Raw genomic sequence first — 17024 nt, forward strand, 5'->3', positions numbered from 1 at the left:
TACTCAGAAAATGATGAGCCACTATGGCAGATGCAGTATACTATGAAGGTCTAAAAATGTATGAATATATATGTATATTGGTCCCTATCAACTGTCAAATAATTTAATTGTTGCCCCTATGGCAGGTGGGTTAGACTATTTATAATAATAATGTTGAATCAATATCTTAGTGTTTTTTGTGTGGCGTATGGCGTAGAATTGGCGTAAAAAAATGAGGTGAAATCAATTCACCTCACTCCAATTTCTCTGAGACTCTTTTTGCAGTGAATCCAACCAAACTGCAACATCCGTTAAGTTTACAAAGTATTCAGATTTGTTGCCATCTACCTTAAATGCTGGGAAAGGTAGTTTACATTTAGCTGCTCGTTGTTTTGCAGCTGCCATATCTAAATGTGGCATGTAATCTTCAACAATATCTTTTAAGGCAACAACAGGTCTTTTATAACGCAGAATCAACATCATTGATGTGTCGATTTGGTCATTTCGATTGATAGCTACTCCCATTACGCATTCTCCTGTGGCTCTACCAAAAACAATGACATGATCTGTGTTCCCACTTCGTATGAGTAATCACCTTTGTCTACATCTTCCTGTGTGACAACATGATCAATTGAATAACCTGACTCTCCCAATATTATGCCGTAGCCAACTTGGTGGAAGTTTCCATCACATTCAGGATTTAATTGCTGATCAGCTAATTGTTCAGAGAACCACTCAATTGCAGACTCAGCTTCCTTTTTTGCCTCTTCTATGGTGTTATGAATTTCATAATTTTCACCATCATTGCTAAAGTATTTAACCTTACTTGTTGGTACCAAAATAAACCCTTCAGGGGTAGCTTTGGCTTGCCATACTAACCAAGCCCCCATAAGAAATGCATAGTTCAATCTATGTTCAGTATGGTTGGGGTGATAATACTGATTTATATCTTCATTGAATCCAAACTCAGAGTTATGAAGAATCGCATTAATCTCAGGTAATTTTTCAAAAGCTTTTCGTTCTTTATTAATATCCATTACTCATCATCCTCCTGAAAATCATCAATATCAAAACGCCATTTTTCAATTTGACCTTTTTCATCAATATTCATAATGATGTAATCGCCATAACCATTTTCAGCAGGGCACAGAGTTCTAGGGACATATCCATCTTCTTGGGATTTAATGGTATTACCAATTGAATCTACTAACTCCCAACCACAGCCATCAGCTACTTTAAAGTGGATACTGGCAGTTTTCCCAATTTCCCAATTCTCAATAATTCCAGTAACCACGTTAATGACTGGACACCATAAATCACCATTTTTACAAGGTGTTCTGTCACCACTATCAGTATCTTCAACACCATTAATTGTAGAATCTTCCCAATATCGAACAGATGCCTTTACAATCACTTTTGCTGGTACCTTTGGTGTTGCACGTGCAATCCAAGATTTTTCGCTTACTTCAAACTCTCGATCTATTTGAGGGTTTTGTTTTAATATAAAGTCGGCTGGCAAGTTATTTGCCTGAATAAAATAATTAAGATGTGCTTTAAGCTCAGTTTCTAAATCAAAATTTACATTTGTTTGCATCACAGCCACCATAATTCAAAGTTAATAAATACAAATCCGTTCACTACCAACATAATTTCAAGCCACCAGATAACCCATTCCATGTGATTCACCTTTAACAATATGCAGAATTTCCTTTTCTGCTTTTGCTGTACAAGTCTGTTCAGGTGCTCGAAGATGGTTTTCAAATTCAGCCCCAAGCTCATAAGCTGCTTGATTACCTGAAAGGTCTGAGCCAACACGCACATAATGATGTGACTTTTTATATGCTCGTTGTGCTTCTCGACTTTTTGCTCGTGCCACAAAACCACCATCTAACTGCTTCACTTCATACCCCAGTTTTTCTAACCAGATTTTGAAGCCTAAGAAGTTTTTTTGTTTTACTATTGGACGCATAAGGCATTTACCTCAGCTTGGGCGTTATATCCGATAGCTTTAAATAGTGGATTCAAAGCAGAAATATCTAACTGTTTTTTGGCACGAGTAGCAGCAACATAAAGTAGGCGTGCTTCGTCATCAGTTAATACTTTTTCACCTGGTTCAATTGATTCTTTATAGAAAAAGTCACCACCAAGTTTGACTTTGTTAAATTCCAGTCCTTTGGATTTATGAGCTGTGGTCACAATGCAGTCATAATCGCTGGAATTGCTTTTGAGTAAAGCTTCAATTAAGGAATTTTCACCAACTTTGTTGATCAGGCTAACCAAAGGTTTTAAGTCATTTCCAGTGACTTCTTCGGTATATTCGGTGACTTCTTCCCAATTGCTAAAGCCTTCAAATACACTTCCATCATGGACTTTTATTCCCGATTTAACTTTTTTGGCATCTTCAATATTTTTTAATAAAGAACCTGAATCAACTTCCAAGCGTGGTTCACGTCCAATTTTTACCAGCTCAACCATATTGGAAAGGGCAGCTGCATTGGTGCGATAAATAAAAGCATCGGCAATTTCATCACTAATTTCATTAACCTGTGAATCAATCTGTTCAAAGCCACGTAAAGGAATTTCTTCATCCAAAACATTGAACAAAATTACATTCGCTAGATCAGCAATGTTTTCACCAAAACGAAATGATTGACTCAAACGTGTTTCAGCAATATCTAGGGATTGCATCGCATTGACAGCACCACGAAACGCATAGATTTGCTGGTGACGATCACCCACATAAATTACCTGAGCACGTTGCTTACTCAAGACATTTAACATGATTGGATCAGCATCTTGTGCTTCATCAAATAAAATAAAGTCAGCATTAATCACTGGATTGCTCAATGCCCAATATTTTAGGTAATGGTCATGTTCGAGGCGGTTAATGCCAGCAGGATTTAAAATGTCATTCCAGTAATCATGTGCCTTAGGTAAAAGGATATTTGCCAATTCAGCACGGTATGTGTCATCCATCCAATCAGGTAACGCTGCGTAAACTTGTGATAGTTGAATTTCGCTGTAATTAGAACGGCAGAAATAACCAACGGCATTCATCATAGATGTGGCCATACGTTTTGAATTAAATAAACGCTTCTGGTCATCCTCACCACGTTGTTTAACCAATGCCACTGGTACTTGATAATTTTCAAGATCATGGCGAGATGCCAATTGGTTTGACATCAAGCGACGATTTTTTAATTTATTGGTCAGCCAGCGTGGAACAGAGTTATAAGCTAGGCTGTGAAATGTTTTGCACTTAACATTATGGTTAAATTTAGACTGAGCTTCTGTTGCAATAGCCTTGTTAAATGCCAAATACATTCCATGTTGGTGATGCTTTGCATTACCAATCAGTTTAAGGGTAGAGGTCTTACCAGCACCAGCGTATGCGGTCACTTTACAAGACTGACCATGTAATGCCATATCAATAGCATGTTGTTGTTCAATAGTTGGATTCATATTTCTATCTCACTATTGGTACCCTCATATATAAGGGCACCACATGCCATTAGTTAAGGTGTAAGTTCTGCTGATTTACGTTCAAATAGTGCGCTAACTTCATCAATTTGCTCATCACTCATTGAACTTGTATTAGGTTCAAAACGTTCAGCCATAATTGAATTGATTAACTCGATGGTATCGGCACCATCCAAATCAACCAGTAATTGCACATAATTTTTACGGTTGGCATACGCAGTAGAAATATTTGTTTTTGCAGGTTCGCCAAGATCGGCAGGAATTGTTTTAGCTAAAGCCTTTAATTCCTCAATTGTGCTTAGAGCATTAATTTGATTAATGAGCCCTTCAACATCAAAAATAGGAGCCATATCTATGACAGTTTCTTGTGATTGTTCACGTTCAGCCATCTGAGCTTTAAGCCCACTCGAACCTTGATGTTTTTTTACCATTGATTGAGCTGGGGTAACATCAAGTTCTTCACGTTCAGCAATCTCATCTGGGGTATAAACACCTAGAATTACATCGGGTGTATATAAGCGTGACCAGCGTTTAATAGCAAGATACGCAAGTTGTTGGCGTGGATCACTTACCCATAAAGGTGAATTGCGTACTGAGCCTACTTGTCCCATAGAAATATCAATTTCACGTGGAGAAGTTTCACCCTTTAATGTTGCCCAAACTTTAATGCCTTTATCCCATGATTTATCTTCCTTGCCGTTGATCTTTGCCCAATCGCCATACCATTCAAAATTTAAACGACCTGTGATAGGTGCACGATTGGTAATCACAGCATTCACAAGTTGCGCTTCATACCCTAATACACCATTAATTTGATGAGTTTTTTGAGCTACAGCAAAAGGGTCCATTTGCCACTGTGCTGATTGCATAATGATGGCTAAACAATCTCCAGTATTACCCTGAAGATGTTTCGGCACTGCAAATTTTGATGAAGCCATGACACTTGCAATGCGCTCAAAACGATCCATAATTTCAGGATTCATCATGATGTCAAAAGCAGTTAAGTGGGCAATCTGACCATTTTGTGGGGTTGTTAATGCGTTCATAATAAAATTCCTTAAACTGTTTCTTTAAATTTGTTTGAAATACGGAAAACTCGGGTGCTGGAGGTTTTGCTATATTTCGCAAATAAATCAGGTTCTTCTTTTTTCAACAGCGTACTGTCGATACGAGTAGAAGATTGTTCTTTGTAGGTGCAGATGGACTTGCCTTGGCTAATCATCATTTCAGCATCCTGCATCGTGGAGACAATCTTTAACTTGATTTCATCTTCACGAGCCTTGTCCGCTTTTTGGCGACCTTGAACAGTGATAAGTTCTTCAGCGAGCTTGATATGTTCAAAATCAGCTTCGACTTGTTTACCCACAACATGATTTGACCAACGATGTAAAACATCATCAAAACAAGTAGGATCGGGAGGCACATCAGCAATGACATGGTTGAACCAAAATGCCTTGACCTGCTTAAAGATTGACTCGATCAAGTCCTCGTCACGTTCAATTCGATACATGCGGAACTTATTACCACCGATAAGCACGGCAAGGTGCCATACTTGGAAGCCTGTAAGCTTCATGTACCAAAGACATTGAGTAAGGTAATAGTCTGGAATTTGGTCTGAACCTTCTTCACCGAATAATTTAGAAAGATATTCAGAAGCCGTTTTACATTCCAAACCTTGGTCGGTGGTCAACTTGCCATCTTTATCGAAATAAACACGACCAGCGATTTCAGGATTTACAACAGCACGGTCAATGTTACCGATAGCCCAAGACTCTCCGATGTTTTCAAGAGTTAATTGCTGAGTAACACGTTGAACTTTCATACCTGAGCGACGTGAAAACTCTTTTGCAACAACGTCTTCAAGTAAGTTGCCGAAATGGGCAGACTCATTTTGTGATTCTTTACGTTCACTGCGACCAGTTTTGTCTAACCACAATTGGTATGGTGATTTGTATGGGCTGAAACCAAGGATTGCAGCAACGTCTGAACCACCAATACCTTTTTTACGGTTTGCAAGGAATTGGTCACGATTGACTTGAGTATTCATGCTTCAACACTCCCATTAATTTCGTCATAAACGCTGTAGCATTTAGACCATTTTGGAGGATCATAGGTTTCATCTTCTTCATTCCAATCACCATGAAATGGATTTTCAGAAACGGAAGTCATATGGAATCCAATTGCAGGTACATTAGGATCAGCCTCTAAATAATCAGCAATGGAAAACCAATGGTTGATATGATTTTCAGGCTGAGGGAAATCTTTGAGAAAGGCACGTATATCTTGTGCTGCCTGTTTAAAATCTTTTTTTGAAATGAAAGCGCGATCAAAAGTAATGAGATGAACAGTTCTATGGAGTAAAGGAATATTTTGATCTTTCCACAAACCCCATAGTTCATCGCCCGCCCCGAAAGCACCTTTATTTAAATATTTTTGTGCCATTGCTTCCCAAATCACTGGAGCCGAACCCCAAGCATTACCGAGTTCAAATAGTTCCTCGACCTTTTCGCCAGGATAAACAGCTAGTATAGTTGTATAGCTCATGACTTATTCCTCATTCCATTCTTCAGAATCTAAATCCCAAGCCTTTAATTCCAACGCTAAAGGCTTCATATCTTCTTTAACTGAATAACGATCATTAACTAACTCACCATCTTTGTACTCTTTGATGAACCAGAAGTTTCCACCTTCGTCATAAGCTTTATATGTACAAGTGAGGTTGAATTTTTTGATTAGAATATCCGTAACAGGCAATGGGGCAGACCAAGCAGTATCGAATTCAATAGCGTTGCCATTAACAACTACTTGGTATGCATTCCATTTAGTATTCCAATTTTTTACGCACCACTGATACCATGAAGAACAACCATATTTGTTGTAATTTTCGAGAACTGTTTTCCCAAGTTCTATAAATTGATTAAGGCTATCTTTATTGTCTTTGATTCGCTCAAAATCTACTTTTGAGCTTTTTAGTTCAGATTCCCATGAAGAAAAATCATTAAAAACTGATCCAAAATATTTACGATGACGGAATGGGGCAGAGAAATGTTCCTCGTTTTTATAGCCATCCGTTAAGACATAAACAAAAGCTGCATCTTTTGTACTACTTTCTTCAATACCTAATGATTCAGGCATTGGAATTAAGTTATTAAAATCGAAATCAGATTTTTCACTTTTAACAAATGCTAATACTTGTTCAGCATTAGGAGAATGAATGACAATCTTATTGGTTACATGATTTGGCATATCAGCCTCCTATTTTTTCTAATTTCTTTGAGATTGAATCTTCCAAAGCATCATTAATTTTGGAAAGTTCGATACGATCAAGATATGCGTTGATCTCACCATCTTCATCACCAACTTTCTCAGGTTCTAAACGATCAATTTGAATGCCTATCATCTGGTTTATGCCATTACCTGCATCAAAACCTGAATAGTCGAAATTCACTTCAATGTAATACCGGTCATTTGCTGTTAATAAAGTTGCATGACAGTCATGTTGACAGTCGTTATATGGTCCTAAATCAAGTTCATCTACTTTGTAGATGTCTGATGCGACTGTGATTGGCTGCTGTTCTTCAACTGGCAGCTTTGCTGGTTGATACATTTGCACAGACGCTAAAACTGCTGTCATTGCTACTGCACCACCTAAACCCAACAAAATAGATTTGAAATTTAATGAAACCATGTTCATAATCCCCCTATAGCGATTGCTATACCCCTAAAAGAAGCCCCGTCCTCGATCAAAACTTCGGGGCTTTTTATTGCCTAATTTTTAGTTTTAAGCTGAAAAGGTACCAATCAAAACTTGTTGTTCAGGAAGTAAATCAATTACTTTTTGCTTAAATTCCTGGATAATCTCATTTACCAAGATTTCTTCTTTGACAATTTGAATAGCGAAAATAGGCTCACCGCTACCGCCATTCACAATTAGGCGTAATTCGATTTTTTTTTCATCTAAACCGACATACGCTGTATCAAGAATTTTGAATTTTGCTGGTAATTGGCCTTTTTTAGCTTTTGCAGCAATATCGGCATAAGCAGTACGCACTTCACGAGTATTTTCTACTTCCGCTTCATTTGAAGTGTTGATATCGACTTTCATATTACGAACAGCAACAATTGCTTCTTTGATACTGATTTGATTTTCATCTGCATCAACTGCAGACAATACGCTTGCCCAATCTTCAAGGAAGGTTGCAAAACGTTTTTGATCAAGTTTCGTATCTTTAAGTTGATTTAACTTTTTCCAAACAACAGTTGGATCAAGTTGTAATGTTGCCGTGTGGTCGCAATGACCTTGGTCAAAGCCTTTTTCGCTATAATTCAATACAGCAACAGCTTTAACATCATCACGAGAAACGAATACTGGTACTGATCCAGTTGTTGGTGCATCAGCAATGTATTGAGCAAAATCTTCAAAGATTGGTGTTGCAAAAATGCCACGGATGCGGTTGCGCCCATTTTGATACTTTTCTGCATCAACAACTTTAAAGTTCTCATGCACAGCCTGTAGACCACCACGCTCTAAATCCATTACTGGTGCACAATGTTCAACAACTGCAGCTACTTCACTTTTTTCTAATGACATGATTTTTTCCTTATGGAATATTTAATTGGTTAAGGGGAGGGTTTTAAACTTCTTCTTGATCGAAGATTTGAGCCGTGTGGTTAGCAAACAGGCTTACATCACCATGTTTGTTGACGAACATAGGTGTTTTTGCACCATGATCTTCAAGTTTCCGACCATCTTTTAAAGGGGCAATGGAGGTTAATTTGTGCTCAATTGTTACGTTGTCAGAACCAACGCCTTTTGTTAATTTGAGCTTGATGGTGATTTCACCAGCTTTGTTGTTATCAACGACTGCTGAAGCTACTTCACTAATTGCGTAGCCAAGCTGTTGAGCAAAGACACCGCCATCGATGTCATCAATAAACTGATTGTGGTCAGTAGGTTTCATTTTTTCACCAGGTTTGGTTGTTGTTGGTGATTTAAATACTACTTTAAGTAGAAATATTGTCAATAGAAAATAGAAAATAATTTCTACTTTAAGTAGTTTTTGAATTATTGGATAAAAGAAAACCTGCACATAGGCAGGTTGAATTTAAATATAGTTAGCTCAATCAAATTAAAATTTCCATTTTTCCCATGCTTTGTATGCACTCAAACCATGCTTTAGTATTTTTATTGATGGGTCATTTTTCATTATTTTTAAGTTTTGTTCATATTGGCTAGAAAATTTAAAGTATTCAAAAGTTTGATAACCTCTAATCACATATTCAATATAGTAATTACCATAGCCTTTAACCGTTAGATTTGGATGAGTAATGCTTTGTAGATGATTTCTGACTAAGTCAAAATCACTTGGTTTGTTGCGACGATCAAGCCAAAAAACTATATATAAAACTATAATTATTATGCTAATAATTCCCAATCCATAGATAAAATCATGCATTTTAGATACCTATTTTTCAAATATAGTTTTAACTTCTTCTTACTCTTTTAGGTCGTGATCCGCCTAATGGTCTAAATGCATCAATTACAAGTCCTACTAATTCCATACCTTCTTCAAATTCAATGATGTTAGGATGAAAGTTTGGATTAAGAGCTTGTAAATACTTTCGCTCGTCACTTTCAATGACTAATTTTTTAAAAGTTGCATCAGTATTATTTCTAATAACAATTAAATCCCCTGAAATTAGATCGCAAACCTGAAACTTAGGGTTGACTAAAATACAATCACCTTCCATATAGGTAGGATAATTGCTAATTCCAACAACTTTTAGATAGAAACAACCATCAGGATCATCAACACTTAACGGTGGCAACCATTCAGCAATTTCTAATGGATTAATAGCTTCTACTGATGTCATTGATCCAGCTTGAACCCATGATAAAACAGGAATTAATTTTGAAGTTATAGGCACAACATTGTTATCAAGAGTTGAGCCATGGTCTAAATAACTAATATCTACAGAAAATATATCAGCCAATTCTTTCAACTTATCTTCACGAGGTTTAGCTATACCTAATGTATAGCGTCTAGCCATTTCATAAGTGACATTGATCGCATCTTTAAGCTGATTAACTGATTTTATTGGTGATCCATCAGCATCCATCAGCTTTTTCAATCTGTTTGCAAACTCTATGTGTTTAGCATCATTCACTTTTTTTGGCTCAATTTCTACCTTTGGTAGAAGTTTACTATCAAATTCTAGTTGCACCAATTCTATTTTAGGTAGTATATTATGTTCTACTTTAAGTAGTTTTGACGGTGTCATTATGTTATCCCCACATGAGGCTTTTGATAAAGCTGTGCAATTTGCAGGTTCCTCAGCTGCCCTTGCTAGAGGTATCGGTTTAACTCCTTGGGCAGTTTCAAAATGGAATATTGAAAAAATTCCAGAAGACCGATGTGAGGACATTGAAAAATTTACCCAAGGTCAAGTCAAAGCTGAAGAATTACGTCCAGACATTAACTGGAAATATGTTCGCCAATTTAGAACTAAGACCGCATGAAAATGAGGAAATCTTATGGAAACAAAAATAATGTTTGTATTCAGCAAAAAACTGTTGGCACCGATGTCAACACGTGTACCGCTGGAAGTCCAAGAGATCATTGATACTTTGGCTGAAAGCCAAGGCAGTGATCGTGCTAAGTGGTTAAGAGATGCCATAGATAAAAAGATCGAACTGGAGACAGGTCAATCATCATCTGAGCACGTAGAAAAATCAAAGAATACAACGTCTACAAGCGTATTCAAGAATGTATGCAGAAATTTGAAAAGTTTTTGGCAGGCATTAAAAAAGCCCGACGTTGCAGGTCGAGCTTCTAGTATTCATCAACATTCAGGTAAATGAACATGAGTAATTTAACAGAACATAAGTGTGCTGGCAAATGTCCAGAGTTTAAAGGGGAACAGTGCCATCACTGTTTGATTCAGCAAATTGAAAAACGTGAGTTTGATCTAGGAATAGCACCTGACGAAGCGTATGTAAAAGATAGTGGTTTCAGTGCTGGTGATGTGGTCGTCTTGATTGGTGAAGGTACAGAAGATGTGTTGTTAGAAATTGTCAATCATATGTACACACCAAATATGTACCGAGTAAAGAATTTGGAGTCGGGAAATTTCGGTCCTGTTTTTAAAGATGATATTCGCCAAGCCACGTCAGCAGAGTTACACGCTAAAAAACGCCTTCCTGCTGATTTAAACAAGCATTTGGCAAGTGCGTTGAATGCAAAAGGGGAAGTGGCATGACAAACCCAATCTGCCCATACTGCAATAAAGAGTCTGATGGGGTAGATGGCACAGCCATTTACCCTCATAGACCTGACCTGTCACATAAATGGTTCTACCAATGTGTGCCTTGTGATGCCTATGTTGGTTGTCACCCTGGTACTAAAAACTCACTTGGTCGATTGGCAAATGCTGAACTTAGAAAATGGAAGTCTATAGCACATCGAGTGTTTGATCCGTTATGGCGTGATGGACACATGAAGCGCAAGGAAGCCTATAAAGCTTTGGCTGAAGTAATGAATATTCATCCAAATGACTGCCATATTGGGATGTTTGATGTTGATCAGTGCAAAAAAGTTTATTCAATTTGCATAAATGAACAAATCAAGAAGGTGACATCATGATTGATAACACCTCAATTCTCGCACTAACTGACATTATCCAATTGCCTGAAGCTGAACGCTTACAGGCAATCAAGGATAAGTTTTCAGCAAAATCACATGATGAATTACTTAATTTACTTGGCAATGTTTTAAATGTTGCTGTGAATTATGCCCATTCGTGTGATGAAACTTTGTATTTACATCTCGTCACCACTGGCGATATGCACCCATACGCAATAGATAAGCTTATTTCACCAAGTTTTCACGGTGCTTTGAATGGGCTGATTTTGGCGCAAAAAGCACCTAATCAAGATGTTCTATGTGAATCGTGCGCTTATCGCTGCGGTACTTTAGCAAATCACTGTCTTTCTACTCAATCTGAATTGGGTCATGCCTTGGAGTCGGATGCAGTTTTTTATTGCCATAAAGATATTGAAAATTTGCATAGTCCGTCTGATACAGATCGTAAGCGCATGAAACCATGCAAAGGCTGGGCACAGCATGTGAAAAAGAAGGTGGCAGCATGAATGTAAATGAATTCGTTAAGAAATTTGGATGGAAAAAGGCTGTTGAAGCTATAAACAAAGCTCCACCACTTAATGACAAAGTTTGGTATTTCTTTTTGTGCAATGAATGTGGAAATGGCGGAAGCTCTCAGGAAATGATAACTGACTCATACATGCCTGATTATTGTGCTTGTTCAGTTTGTACATCTGAAGAATTAAATACTGATAATTATGTTTTTGATGAGTTAAAACGTCTGGTATATAGCTGGTTATTGATTAAGGATTACTATGGATTAACTAGAGCTAAAGAACATGCAAACTCACCATATACAGCACCCGAAATTAAAAGAGCTTTAGAACAAGCCATCGCAGATGTAGAAAGTGTGGGAGATTCAAAATGAAAAAACCACGCAATAAAAAATACAACCCAAATAAGTTGTTACCTTCACAGGTAAAAAAACTGCAACAAGCATCACAGTACAAAAAAGATATTTCTGAAACATATGAAATGAGTATGGAATTTATCTCATCTCATGTACGTGACTTCATTGAAGACAAAAAGTTAAGTGAAAAAGCTTTACTTACTCGTTTTGCAAATGCTGAAACATTGCCTTATCACTTCACTATCGGTGCATATGACTATCAGGATCTATCCATTGCTTTAATTCTTGGTCATGTTGAACAACCAGAAGCATGGAAGTTATCTGCCGATATTCACATGATGAATCTTGAAGATTTGAGTAAACCAATGATTACGATTGAATTTCGTCGTGATTTGCCAAGCATGAGTCATATTGAATTATTACGTGGCAAGAAAGATTGCAAAATTGATCTTGGCTATGGATTGAAAAAGGTTGGTTGGCTTGGTTTGGATCAGGAAATAATTAAAGAAATCGAATCTCAGAAAAATATTCCTAATGATTTTGGCATTGAACAAATTCAGGTCCTTATCGAAGCTGATATTAAATTTATCAATACCAGTTGCTATCAGGAATTTTTAGCAGTTGCTGAGTGGGTAAATGCTGGACATGAATTAGCTGAAGATCGTTTACGTAAATTATGGATTGCCGACCAGGTATTAGGTGGTAGCGGTAAAACCATTGGATATGAGGGGGCAGCGTGATTATTGGAGTTGCAGTAAAAGCTGGCGATCTTATGGTCGCTCTACCAAAACCTAATCGCCATGCTGATTGTATCAATATTATTCTATCACTTGGCTTGGTACCAGATATTCAAAATCAATGGGGGAAATCTGCACATCAGGGTTTCTATTGTGAAAATGGGAAGTTCTATACACGACCACAAGCTTTTTTACATGCAGTTGAATGTGGCCAACAAGAATGGACTGCAAACCAATTAGAGCTAATAGCCTTAGGTGAGATGGAATTTTCTCGCCTTGGGTTATGTAGTGAAGATTTGTGGTGAGGTGCACTGTGCAGAAACCATTTCACATAATTTTAGGAGACTGTCTCGAGCGCATGAAAGAAATCGAGAGCGGTACTGTCGATATGATTCTTTGCGACTTACCATATGGGACAACTTGCTGCAGTTGGGATGCGGTAATTCCATTTGAACCACTGTGGGCAGAGTATGAGCGTGTAATAAAGCCGAATGGTGCAATTGTATTATTCAGTGCGCAACCATTTACAGCAGTACTCGCTTGTTCAAATTTAAAATTATTTCGTTATGAATGGATTTGGGAAAAGCCAAATGCAACAGGATTTTTAAATGCTAAGAAACAGCCTTTAAGGGCCCATGAAAGCATTTTGATTTTTTATAAATCACAACCAACATACAACCCTCAAAAAACATTTGGTCATGAACGTAAAACGGCAAAAAAGAAGGTTATAGGTTCAGAACACTATGGAAAGCAACTTAGTGTGAAAGATTATGACTCAACTGAGCGATACCCACGTTCAGTACAAGTATTTAGTTCTGACAAGCAAAAACAAGCGCTTCATCCAACTCAAAAACCTGTTTCACTTTGTGAGTATTTAATTCGCACATATACCAATGAAGGTGAATTAGTGCTGGATAGCACAATGGGAAGTGGAACAACAGGAGTAGCTTGTATTAACACTGGGCGACGATTCATCGGTATTGAAAAAGATACAGGCTATTTTGCAACTGCCAAAATTCGCCTTGATGAAGCTGTGACATTCCATCAACCAGAACTATTCAGTGAGGTGGTATGAGCTACGCAATAACTGACCAGATTCGCAAATTAAAAGTGGGTAATCCGACTGCAAAGGCGGTACTTCTCCGCCTTGCTGATTATGCCAATGACTATGGTGAGTGTTTTCCATCGATTTCATTACTTTCTGATGAAACTGAGTTTTCAGTACGTGCGATTAAAACGGCTATAGATTTGCTTGAAGAAGTAAAAATTATTCAGGTTGATCGCTCAAATGGTCGCCATAATCGCTACAAAATTACGCCTGAAAGTTTCACTCCAAAGACTAAAAAACAGTCTAAATCGAGTGGAGAGAAAAGCACAAACCAGTGCAATACATTCACCAGTGCAGGAGATGCACCAGTGCAGGAGGTGCATGTGACCAGTGCAGGAGGTGCACCTGAACCAGTGCAGGAGGTGCACACTAACCACCATATAACCACTAATAACCACCAATTAAGTAGTAGTAATACGCACGAAGAAAAAATTTCACAACCGCCAGCTCAATTTGTTCAGTACCACAATTTTGATCTTGCAAAAATCTCAGTGATCGAACTTGGTCAGAAATATTCAACAGTGAAATCTGATTTCATCGAATTGTCTAAACCTAGACACCCTGATCTTGATCAACACGATCTTGAAAACCTGTTTGATGAATTTGGAGATTGGTTTGCATCACCGAATGATTACGGGAAGCAATCTTTCAAGACAGCACAGAAGTGGGCTGTAGCGTTCCTGACATGGGTAAACAATAACAAGCATAAACTTATCAACCGAAAGGCGAAAAATAACGTCACTGAGCAATCAGGACGAAATAAACCTATCCAAACACCATCGGCATACCAAGCTAAACAGGAAAATGTAAATCGTTGGTTGCGTTATGGTCAAAAAGTGCGTGAAGAACAACATCAGGAATCATCAATTATTGATGTGGTACCTGAACCCCCAAAGAGCTTTCTGATTGAGGAGGTGGGTCATGCGTGAGTTCACCATTACTGAAGCACGTCGTTTAATTGACAAAATGCGTATTCGTTACGGTAAGAAATTTACAGATTTTTGGGCAGCAGTTGATGAAGCTGATCTTGAACAGGCAATGATTGAGGACTTTTCAGGATTGACAGTTCAGCAGTTGGAAAATGGGTATAACCGTATGCTTCAAGAACCATGGCCACCATGTGTACAGGATTTCAAAATCTGGTGTTTACAAGGTGCACATTGGCTCACTGAAAATGAAGCATGGCAACAAGCATTGGCATACGAGAAATCGAATCAGACGATCTCAATCAGTGTGCATGTACTCAAAACCCTTAAAGAATTTAAGAAAGGTTTTGATGAGTTAAATCCACGTGCTGAATCACAGTCAAAAGCATTCAAGGATATGTACGTTCGTATCGTTTCAAATGCGAAATTGATGGGAGATGTTCAGGCATTCACTGATCCAGTTGGGGCATTAAAAGCACCTAAGGAAGATGAGAGAAAAATCACCACCTGTCCACCTGAATTGATGGCTCAGATGAAGGGTATTAATAAAAGTGCCAAGGCAGGTAGAGCATGAAAAACGATAAGTATTTTTATTTGTTTCTGTCAGTCGTGGCTATTTGTTACACAGTTTTAAAATTAAACGGTATTGACCTATGAATTTATCACCATCTCAAATCAAAAGACTTGTTCACCAACGTGACAACAAGCCTAAGCAACCAAAGTATGGCAATCACAAGGTCGTTGTTGATGGCGAAAAAGTTGCTGATTCACAGCATGAATATCGTCGTTTGAATGATTTAAAGGTCTTACAGCGTGCAGGTGAGATCAAGGATTTACAGACTCAGGTTCGTTACAACCTGATACCAGCACAGAAAATTTGTGGTGTGAAAGTACGTGGCACAGATTACATAGCAGACTTTGTTTATTGGACCAAAGATGATCAGTTCATCTGTGAAGATGCCAAAGGTCATAAAACTGCGGATTACATCATCAAACGTAAATTGATGAAGTTAATTCACAATATCGACGTAGTTGAAGTTTAAGAACGATTTAGGGGAGTATGACAATGAAGTCTAACGCTGAAACAATCCTTGAAGCCATTGAGGATTTACATAATCAAGAGCAGATCGTTACTAGAGAAACTTTGTCACAATTGACAGGCTTAAAATTATCTATCGTTGATGATCGTTTAAGCCATCTTGTCGATAGTGGTCAGATTATCCGTGTACAGCGTGGTGTATTCATTCCAGCCCCTAAACATCGTCCATCTCGTATTATGTCCAAGATGGTTTTACCTGATGGTACCGTTAAAATTGAAATTGGTGATGACCAGATTTTGACATTGACGCCACGTGAAGCACGCAACCTTGGTAATCTTATGGTTGCTGAAGCAATGCAATATGCAAATATTGAAATGGGCCATCATATGGCAATACTTCAGAGTGAAGTTTCAGGTCAAGTACGTAAATTATCGAAGCAAGTAGGGGATCTACTAGATATAGGTAAGCAAGGAGAGCTGTTGTAATTTATCAAAACTGCTTCACCCCCCTCTAAGGTTAGACCTCCCCACATATATACATGATCATTAAACCAATATGAGGTTTGGTGATCATGGCTGAAAAAAAAGTAATTGATTGGGAAAAGATCGAACTCGATTATCGAGCAGGTATTAAGTCTCTACGTCAAATTGCAGGTGAGCATGATATTGCAGAATCAGGCATTAGACGTAGAGCAAAGCAATACGAATGGGTTCGTGATCTATCTGAAAAAATTAAAGCTAAAGCAGATGACATTGTGCGCAAGGAGAGTGTGCGCAGCAGTGTGCGCACGAAAACGACCATTTCAGAAAAAGACACTATTGATGCAAATGCCAATGAAGTAGCGTCAGTTCGATTAGCACATCGTAAGGATATTCAACGTTCACGCAAGATTGCTATGAGTCTTTTTGATGAGCTTGAAATGATGGTCGGTCAAGAGAATGTCAAATTGCTGGAAATGCTGGGTGAGCTTATGTGGTCGCCTGATGATAAAGGCAACGACAAGGTGAATGACCTTTACATGAAGATTATCTCAATGCCTGGTCGTGTGAAGTCTATGAAAGATTTAAGCGACACACTCAAAACATTGATTGCTTTAGAACGTCAAGCGTTTGGACTTGATGATGAGAACAATAAACCTGTTGATGCACTGACCGCATTACTTGAACGAGTGAGCACTGGTAATAGCTCTGCGTTTAAGCCAATTGCTGATGATCCTGAATATTAGTGCATGTACGTGAATGGA

General features: G+C 38.1%; 28 protein-coding genes and 1 pseudogene. 15 read left to right on the forward strand and 14 right to left on the reverse strand.

The window, feature by feature from the left end:
- Positions 1-70: 70 nt before the first annotated feature.
- Positions 71-136, forward strand: a pseudogene (locus I9192_RS22545) (hypothetical protein); the annotation flags it as partial.
- 86 nt (positions 137-222) lie between these two features.
- On the opposite strand, the gene I9192_RS07520 reads toward I9192_RS22545, so the two are convergent.
- The 14 genes from I9192_RS07520 to I9192_RS07585 form a co-directional block, all read right to left on the reverse strand.
- Positions 223-504 (reverse strand): pyocin activator PrtN family protein, encoded by a 282-nt coding sequence (locus tag I9192_RS07520; protein ID WP_009586842.1) that lies wholly within the window; start codon positions 502-504, stop codon positions 223-225.
- On the reverse strand, positions 504-1016 hold the full coding sequence (locus I9192_RS07525) for a hypothetical protein (protein ID WP_200150274.1): 513 nt from the start codon (positions 1014-1016) through the stop codon (positions 504-506). Before I9192_RS07525 ends, I9192_RS07520 begins: the two co-directional genes overlap by 1 nt.
- Positions 1016-1573, reverse strand: coding sequence for a hypothetical protein (locus tag I9192_RS07530; protein ID WP_227567109.1), 558 nt, complete (start codon positions 1571-1573; stop codon positions 1016-1018). Before I9192_RS07530 ends, I9192_RS07525 begins: the two co-directional genes overlap by 1 nt.
- A gap of 57 nt (positions 1574-1630) precedes the next feature.
- Positions 1631-1948, reverse strand: coding sequence for a hypothetical protein (locus tag I9192_RS07535; RefSeq protein WP_130112726.1), 318 nt, complete (start codon positions 1946-1948; stop codon positions 1631-1633).
- Positions 1936-3441 (reverse strand): 3'-5' exonuclease, encoded by a 1506-nt coding sequence (locus tag I9192_RS07540; RefSeq protein ID WP_200150276.1) that lies wholly within the window; start codon positions 3439-3441, stop codon positions 1936-1938. Before I9192_RS07540 ends, I9192_RS07535 begins: the two co-directional genes overlap by 13 nt.
- Before the next feature lie 53 nt (positions 3442-3494).
- Positions 3495-4505 (reverse strand): RecT family recombinase, encoded by a 1011-nt coding sequence (locus I9192_RS07545; protein ID WP_200150277.1) that lies wholly within the window; start codon positions 4503-4505, stop codon positions 3495-3497.
- An 11-nt stretch (positions 4506-4516) separates the two neighbouring features.
- Positions 4517-5506 carry a YqaJ viral recombinase family nuclease gene (locus I9192_RS07550; RefSeq protein ID WP_200150278.1) on the reverse strand — a complete coding sequence of 330 codons (990 nt, stop codon included), beginning with the start codon at positions 5504-5506 and terminating at the stop codon, positions 4517-4519.
- Entirely contained in the window at positions 5503-6003 is a 501-nt protein-coding gene (locus I9192_RS07555; RefSeq protein WP_199993764.1) for a hypothetical protein, read from the reverse strand. Before I9192_RS07555 ends, I9192_RS07550 begins: the two co-directional genes overlap by 4 nt.
- A 3-nt stretch (positions 6004-6006) precedes the next feature.
- On the reverse strand, positions 6007-6705 hold the full coding sequence (locus tag I9192_RS07560) for a DUF1281 family ferredoxin-like fold protein (protein WP_200150279.1): 699 nt from the start codon (positions 6703-6705) through the stop codon (positions 6007-6009).
- A gap of 1 nt (position 6706) precedes the next feature.
- Positions 6707-7147: a hypothetical protein gene (locus tag I9192_RS07565; protein WP_200150280.1), complete on the reverse strand. Its 441-nt coding sequence runs from the start codon at positions 7145-7147 to the stop codon at positions 6707-6709.
- 93 nt (positions 7148-7240) lie between these two features.
- On the reverse strand, positions 7241-8050 hold the full coding sequence (locus I9192_RS07570; protein WP_200150281.1) for a DUF2303 family protein: 810 nt from the start codon (positions 8048-8050) through the stop codon (positions 7241-7243).
- A 43-nt stretch (positions 8051-8093) separates the two neighbouring features.
- On the reverse strand, positions 8094-8420 hold the full coding sequence (locus I9192_RS07575; protein ID WP_009586839.1) for a hypothetical protein: 327 nt from the start codon (positions 8418-8420) through the stop codon (positions 8094-8096).
- Positions 8421-8588: 168 nt separating this feature from the next.
- Positions 8589-8915: a hypothetical protein gene (locus I9192_RS07580; RefSeq protein ID WP_200150282.1), complete on the reverse strand. Its 327-nt coding sequence runs from the start codon at positions 8913-8915 to the stop codon at positions 8589-8591.
- A 28-nt stretch (positions 8916-8943) separates the two neighbouring features.
- Positions 8944-9741 carry a S24 family peptidase gene (locus I9192_RS07585; RefSeq protein WP_200150283.1) on the reverse strand — a complete coding sequence of 266 codons (798 nt, stop codon included), beginning with the start codon at positions 9739-9741 and terminating at the stop codon, positions 8944-8946.
- 1 nt (position 9742) lies between these two features.
- Here I9192_RS07585 and I9192_RS07590 point away from each other — a divergent pair, with 1 nt between their 5' ends.
- From I9192_RS07590 to I9192_RS07655, 14 genes are all read left to right on the forward strand, one after another.
- A complete protein-coding gene (locus I9192_RS07590; RefSeq protein WP_049044776.1) occupies positions 9743-9979 on the forward strand; it encodes a transcriptional regulator in 237 nt (78 codons plus the stop codon).
- A 15-nt stretch (positions 9980-9994) separates the two neighbouring features.
- Positions 9995-10321 carry a hypothetical protein gene (locus tag I9192_RS07595; RefSeq protein ID WP_200150284.1) on the forward strand — a complete coding sequence of 109 codons (327 nt, stop codon included), beginning with the start codon at positions 9995-9997 and terminating at the stop codon, positions 10319-10321.
- Positions 10322-10323: 2 nt separating this feature from the next.
- A complete protein-coding gene (locus I9192_RS07600) occupies positions 10324-10719 on the forward strand; it encodes a hypothetical protein (protein ID WP_200150439.1) in 396 nt (131 codons plus the stop codon).
- A complete protein-coding gene (locus I9192_RS07605; RefSeq protein WP_200150285.1) occupies positions 10716-11102 on the forward strand; it encodes a zinc-finger-containing protein in 387 nt (128 codons plus the stop codon). Before I9192_RS07600 ends, I9192_RS07605 begins: the two co-directional genes overlap by 4 nt.
- Entirely contained in the window at positions 11099-11608 is a 510-nt protein-coding gene (locus I9192_RS07610) for a hypothetical protein (protein WP_200150286.1), read from the forward strand. Before I9192_RS07605 ends, I9192_RS07610 begins: the two co-directional genes overlap by 4 nt.
- Positions 11605-11988, forward strand: a complete 384-nt coding sequence (locus I9192_RS07615) for a hypothetical protein (RefSeq protein ID WP_200150287.1) — start codon at positions 11605-11607, stop codon at positions 11986-11988. The genes I9192_RS07610 and I9192_RS07615 overlap by 4 nt, the downstream gene beginning before the upstream one ends.
- Entirely contained in the window at positions 11985-12710 is a 726-nt protein-coding gene (locus I9192_RS07620) for a hypothetical protein (RefSeq protein WP_200150288.1), read from the forward strand. The genes I9192_RS07615 and I9192_RS07620 overlap by 4 nt, the downstream gene beginning before the upstream one ends.
- A complete protein-coding gene (locus tag I9192_RS07625) occupies positions 12707-13012 on the forward strand; it encodes a hypothetical protein (RefSeq protein ID WP_120365274.1) in 306 nt (101 codons plus the stop codon). The genes I9192_RS07620 and I9192_RS07625 overlap by 4 nt, the downstream gene beginning before the upstream one ends.
- A gap of 53 nt (positions 13013-13065) precedes the next feature.
- Positions 13066-13782: a DNA-methyltransferase gene (locus I9192_RS07630; RefSeq protein WP_200150289.1), complete on the forward strand. Its 717-nt coding sequence runs from the start codon at positions 13066-13068 to the stop codon at positions 13780-13782.
- Positions 13779-14744, forward strand: a complete 966-nt coding sequence (locus tag I9192_RS07635) for a helix-turn-helix domain-containing protein (protein ID WP_200150290.1) — start codon at positions 13779-13781, stop codon at positions 14742-14744. The genes I9192_RS07630 and I9192_RS07635 overlap by 4 nt, the downstream gene beginning before the upstream one ends.
- Positions 14737-15315, forward strand: a complete 579-nt coding sequence (locus tag I9192_RS07640; protein ID WP_200150291.1) for a hypothetical protein — start codon at positions 14737-14739, stop codon at positions 15313-15315. The genes I9192_RS07635 and I9192_RS07640 overlap by 8 nt, the downstream gene beginning before the upstream one ends.
- A 79-nt stretch (positions 15316-15394) precedes the next feature.
- Positions 15395-15784 (forward strand): DUF1064 domain-containing protein, encoded by a 390-nt coding sequence (locus tag I9192_RS07645; RefSeq protein WP_042890550.1) that lies wholly within the window; start codon positions 15395-15397, stop codon positions 15782-15784.
- Between the two features lie 23 nt (positions 15785-15807).
- Complete coding sequence (locus tag I9192_RS07650) at positions 15808-16266, forward strand: hypothetical protein (RefSeq protein WP_151803707.1); 459 nt, start codon at positions 15808-15810, stop codon at positions 16264-16266.
- 86 nt (positions 16267-16352) lie between these two features.
- On the forward strand, positions 16353-17006 hold the full coding sequence (locus I9192_RS07655) for a hypothetical protein (RefSeq protein ID WP_174498774.1): 654 nt from the start codon (positions 16353-16355) through the stop codon (positions 17004-17006).
- Positions 17007-17024 lie beyond the last annotated feature (18 nt).

The sequence above is a fragment of the Acinetobacter bereziniae genome (assembly GCF_016576965.1).
Classification (GTDB): Bacteria; Pseudomonadota; Gammaproteobacteria; order Pseudomonadales; family Moraxellaceae; genus Acinetobacter; species Acinetobacter bereziniae.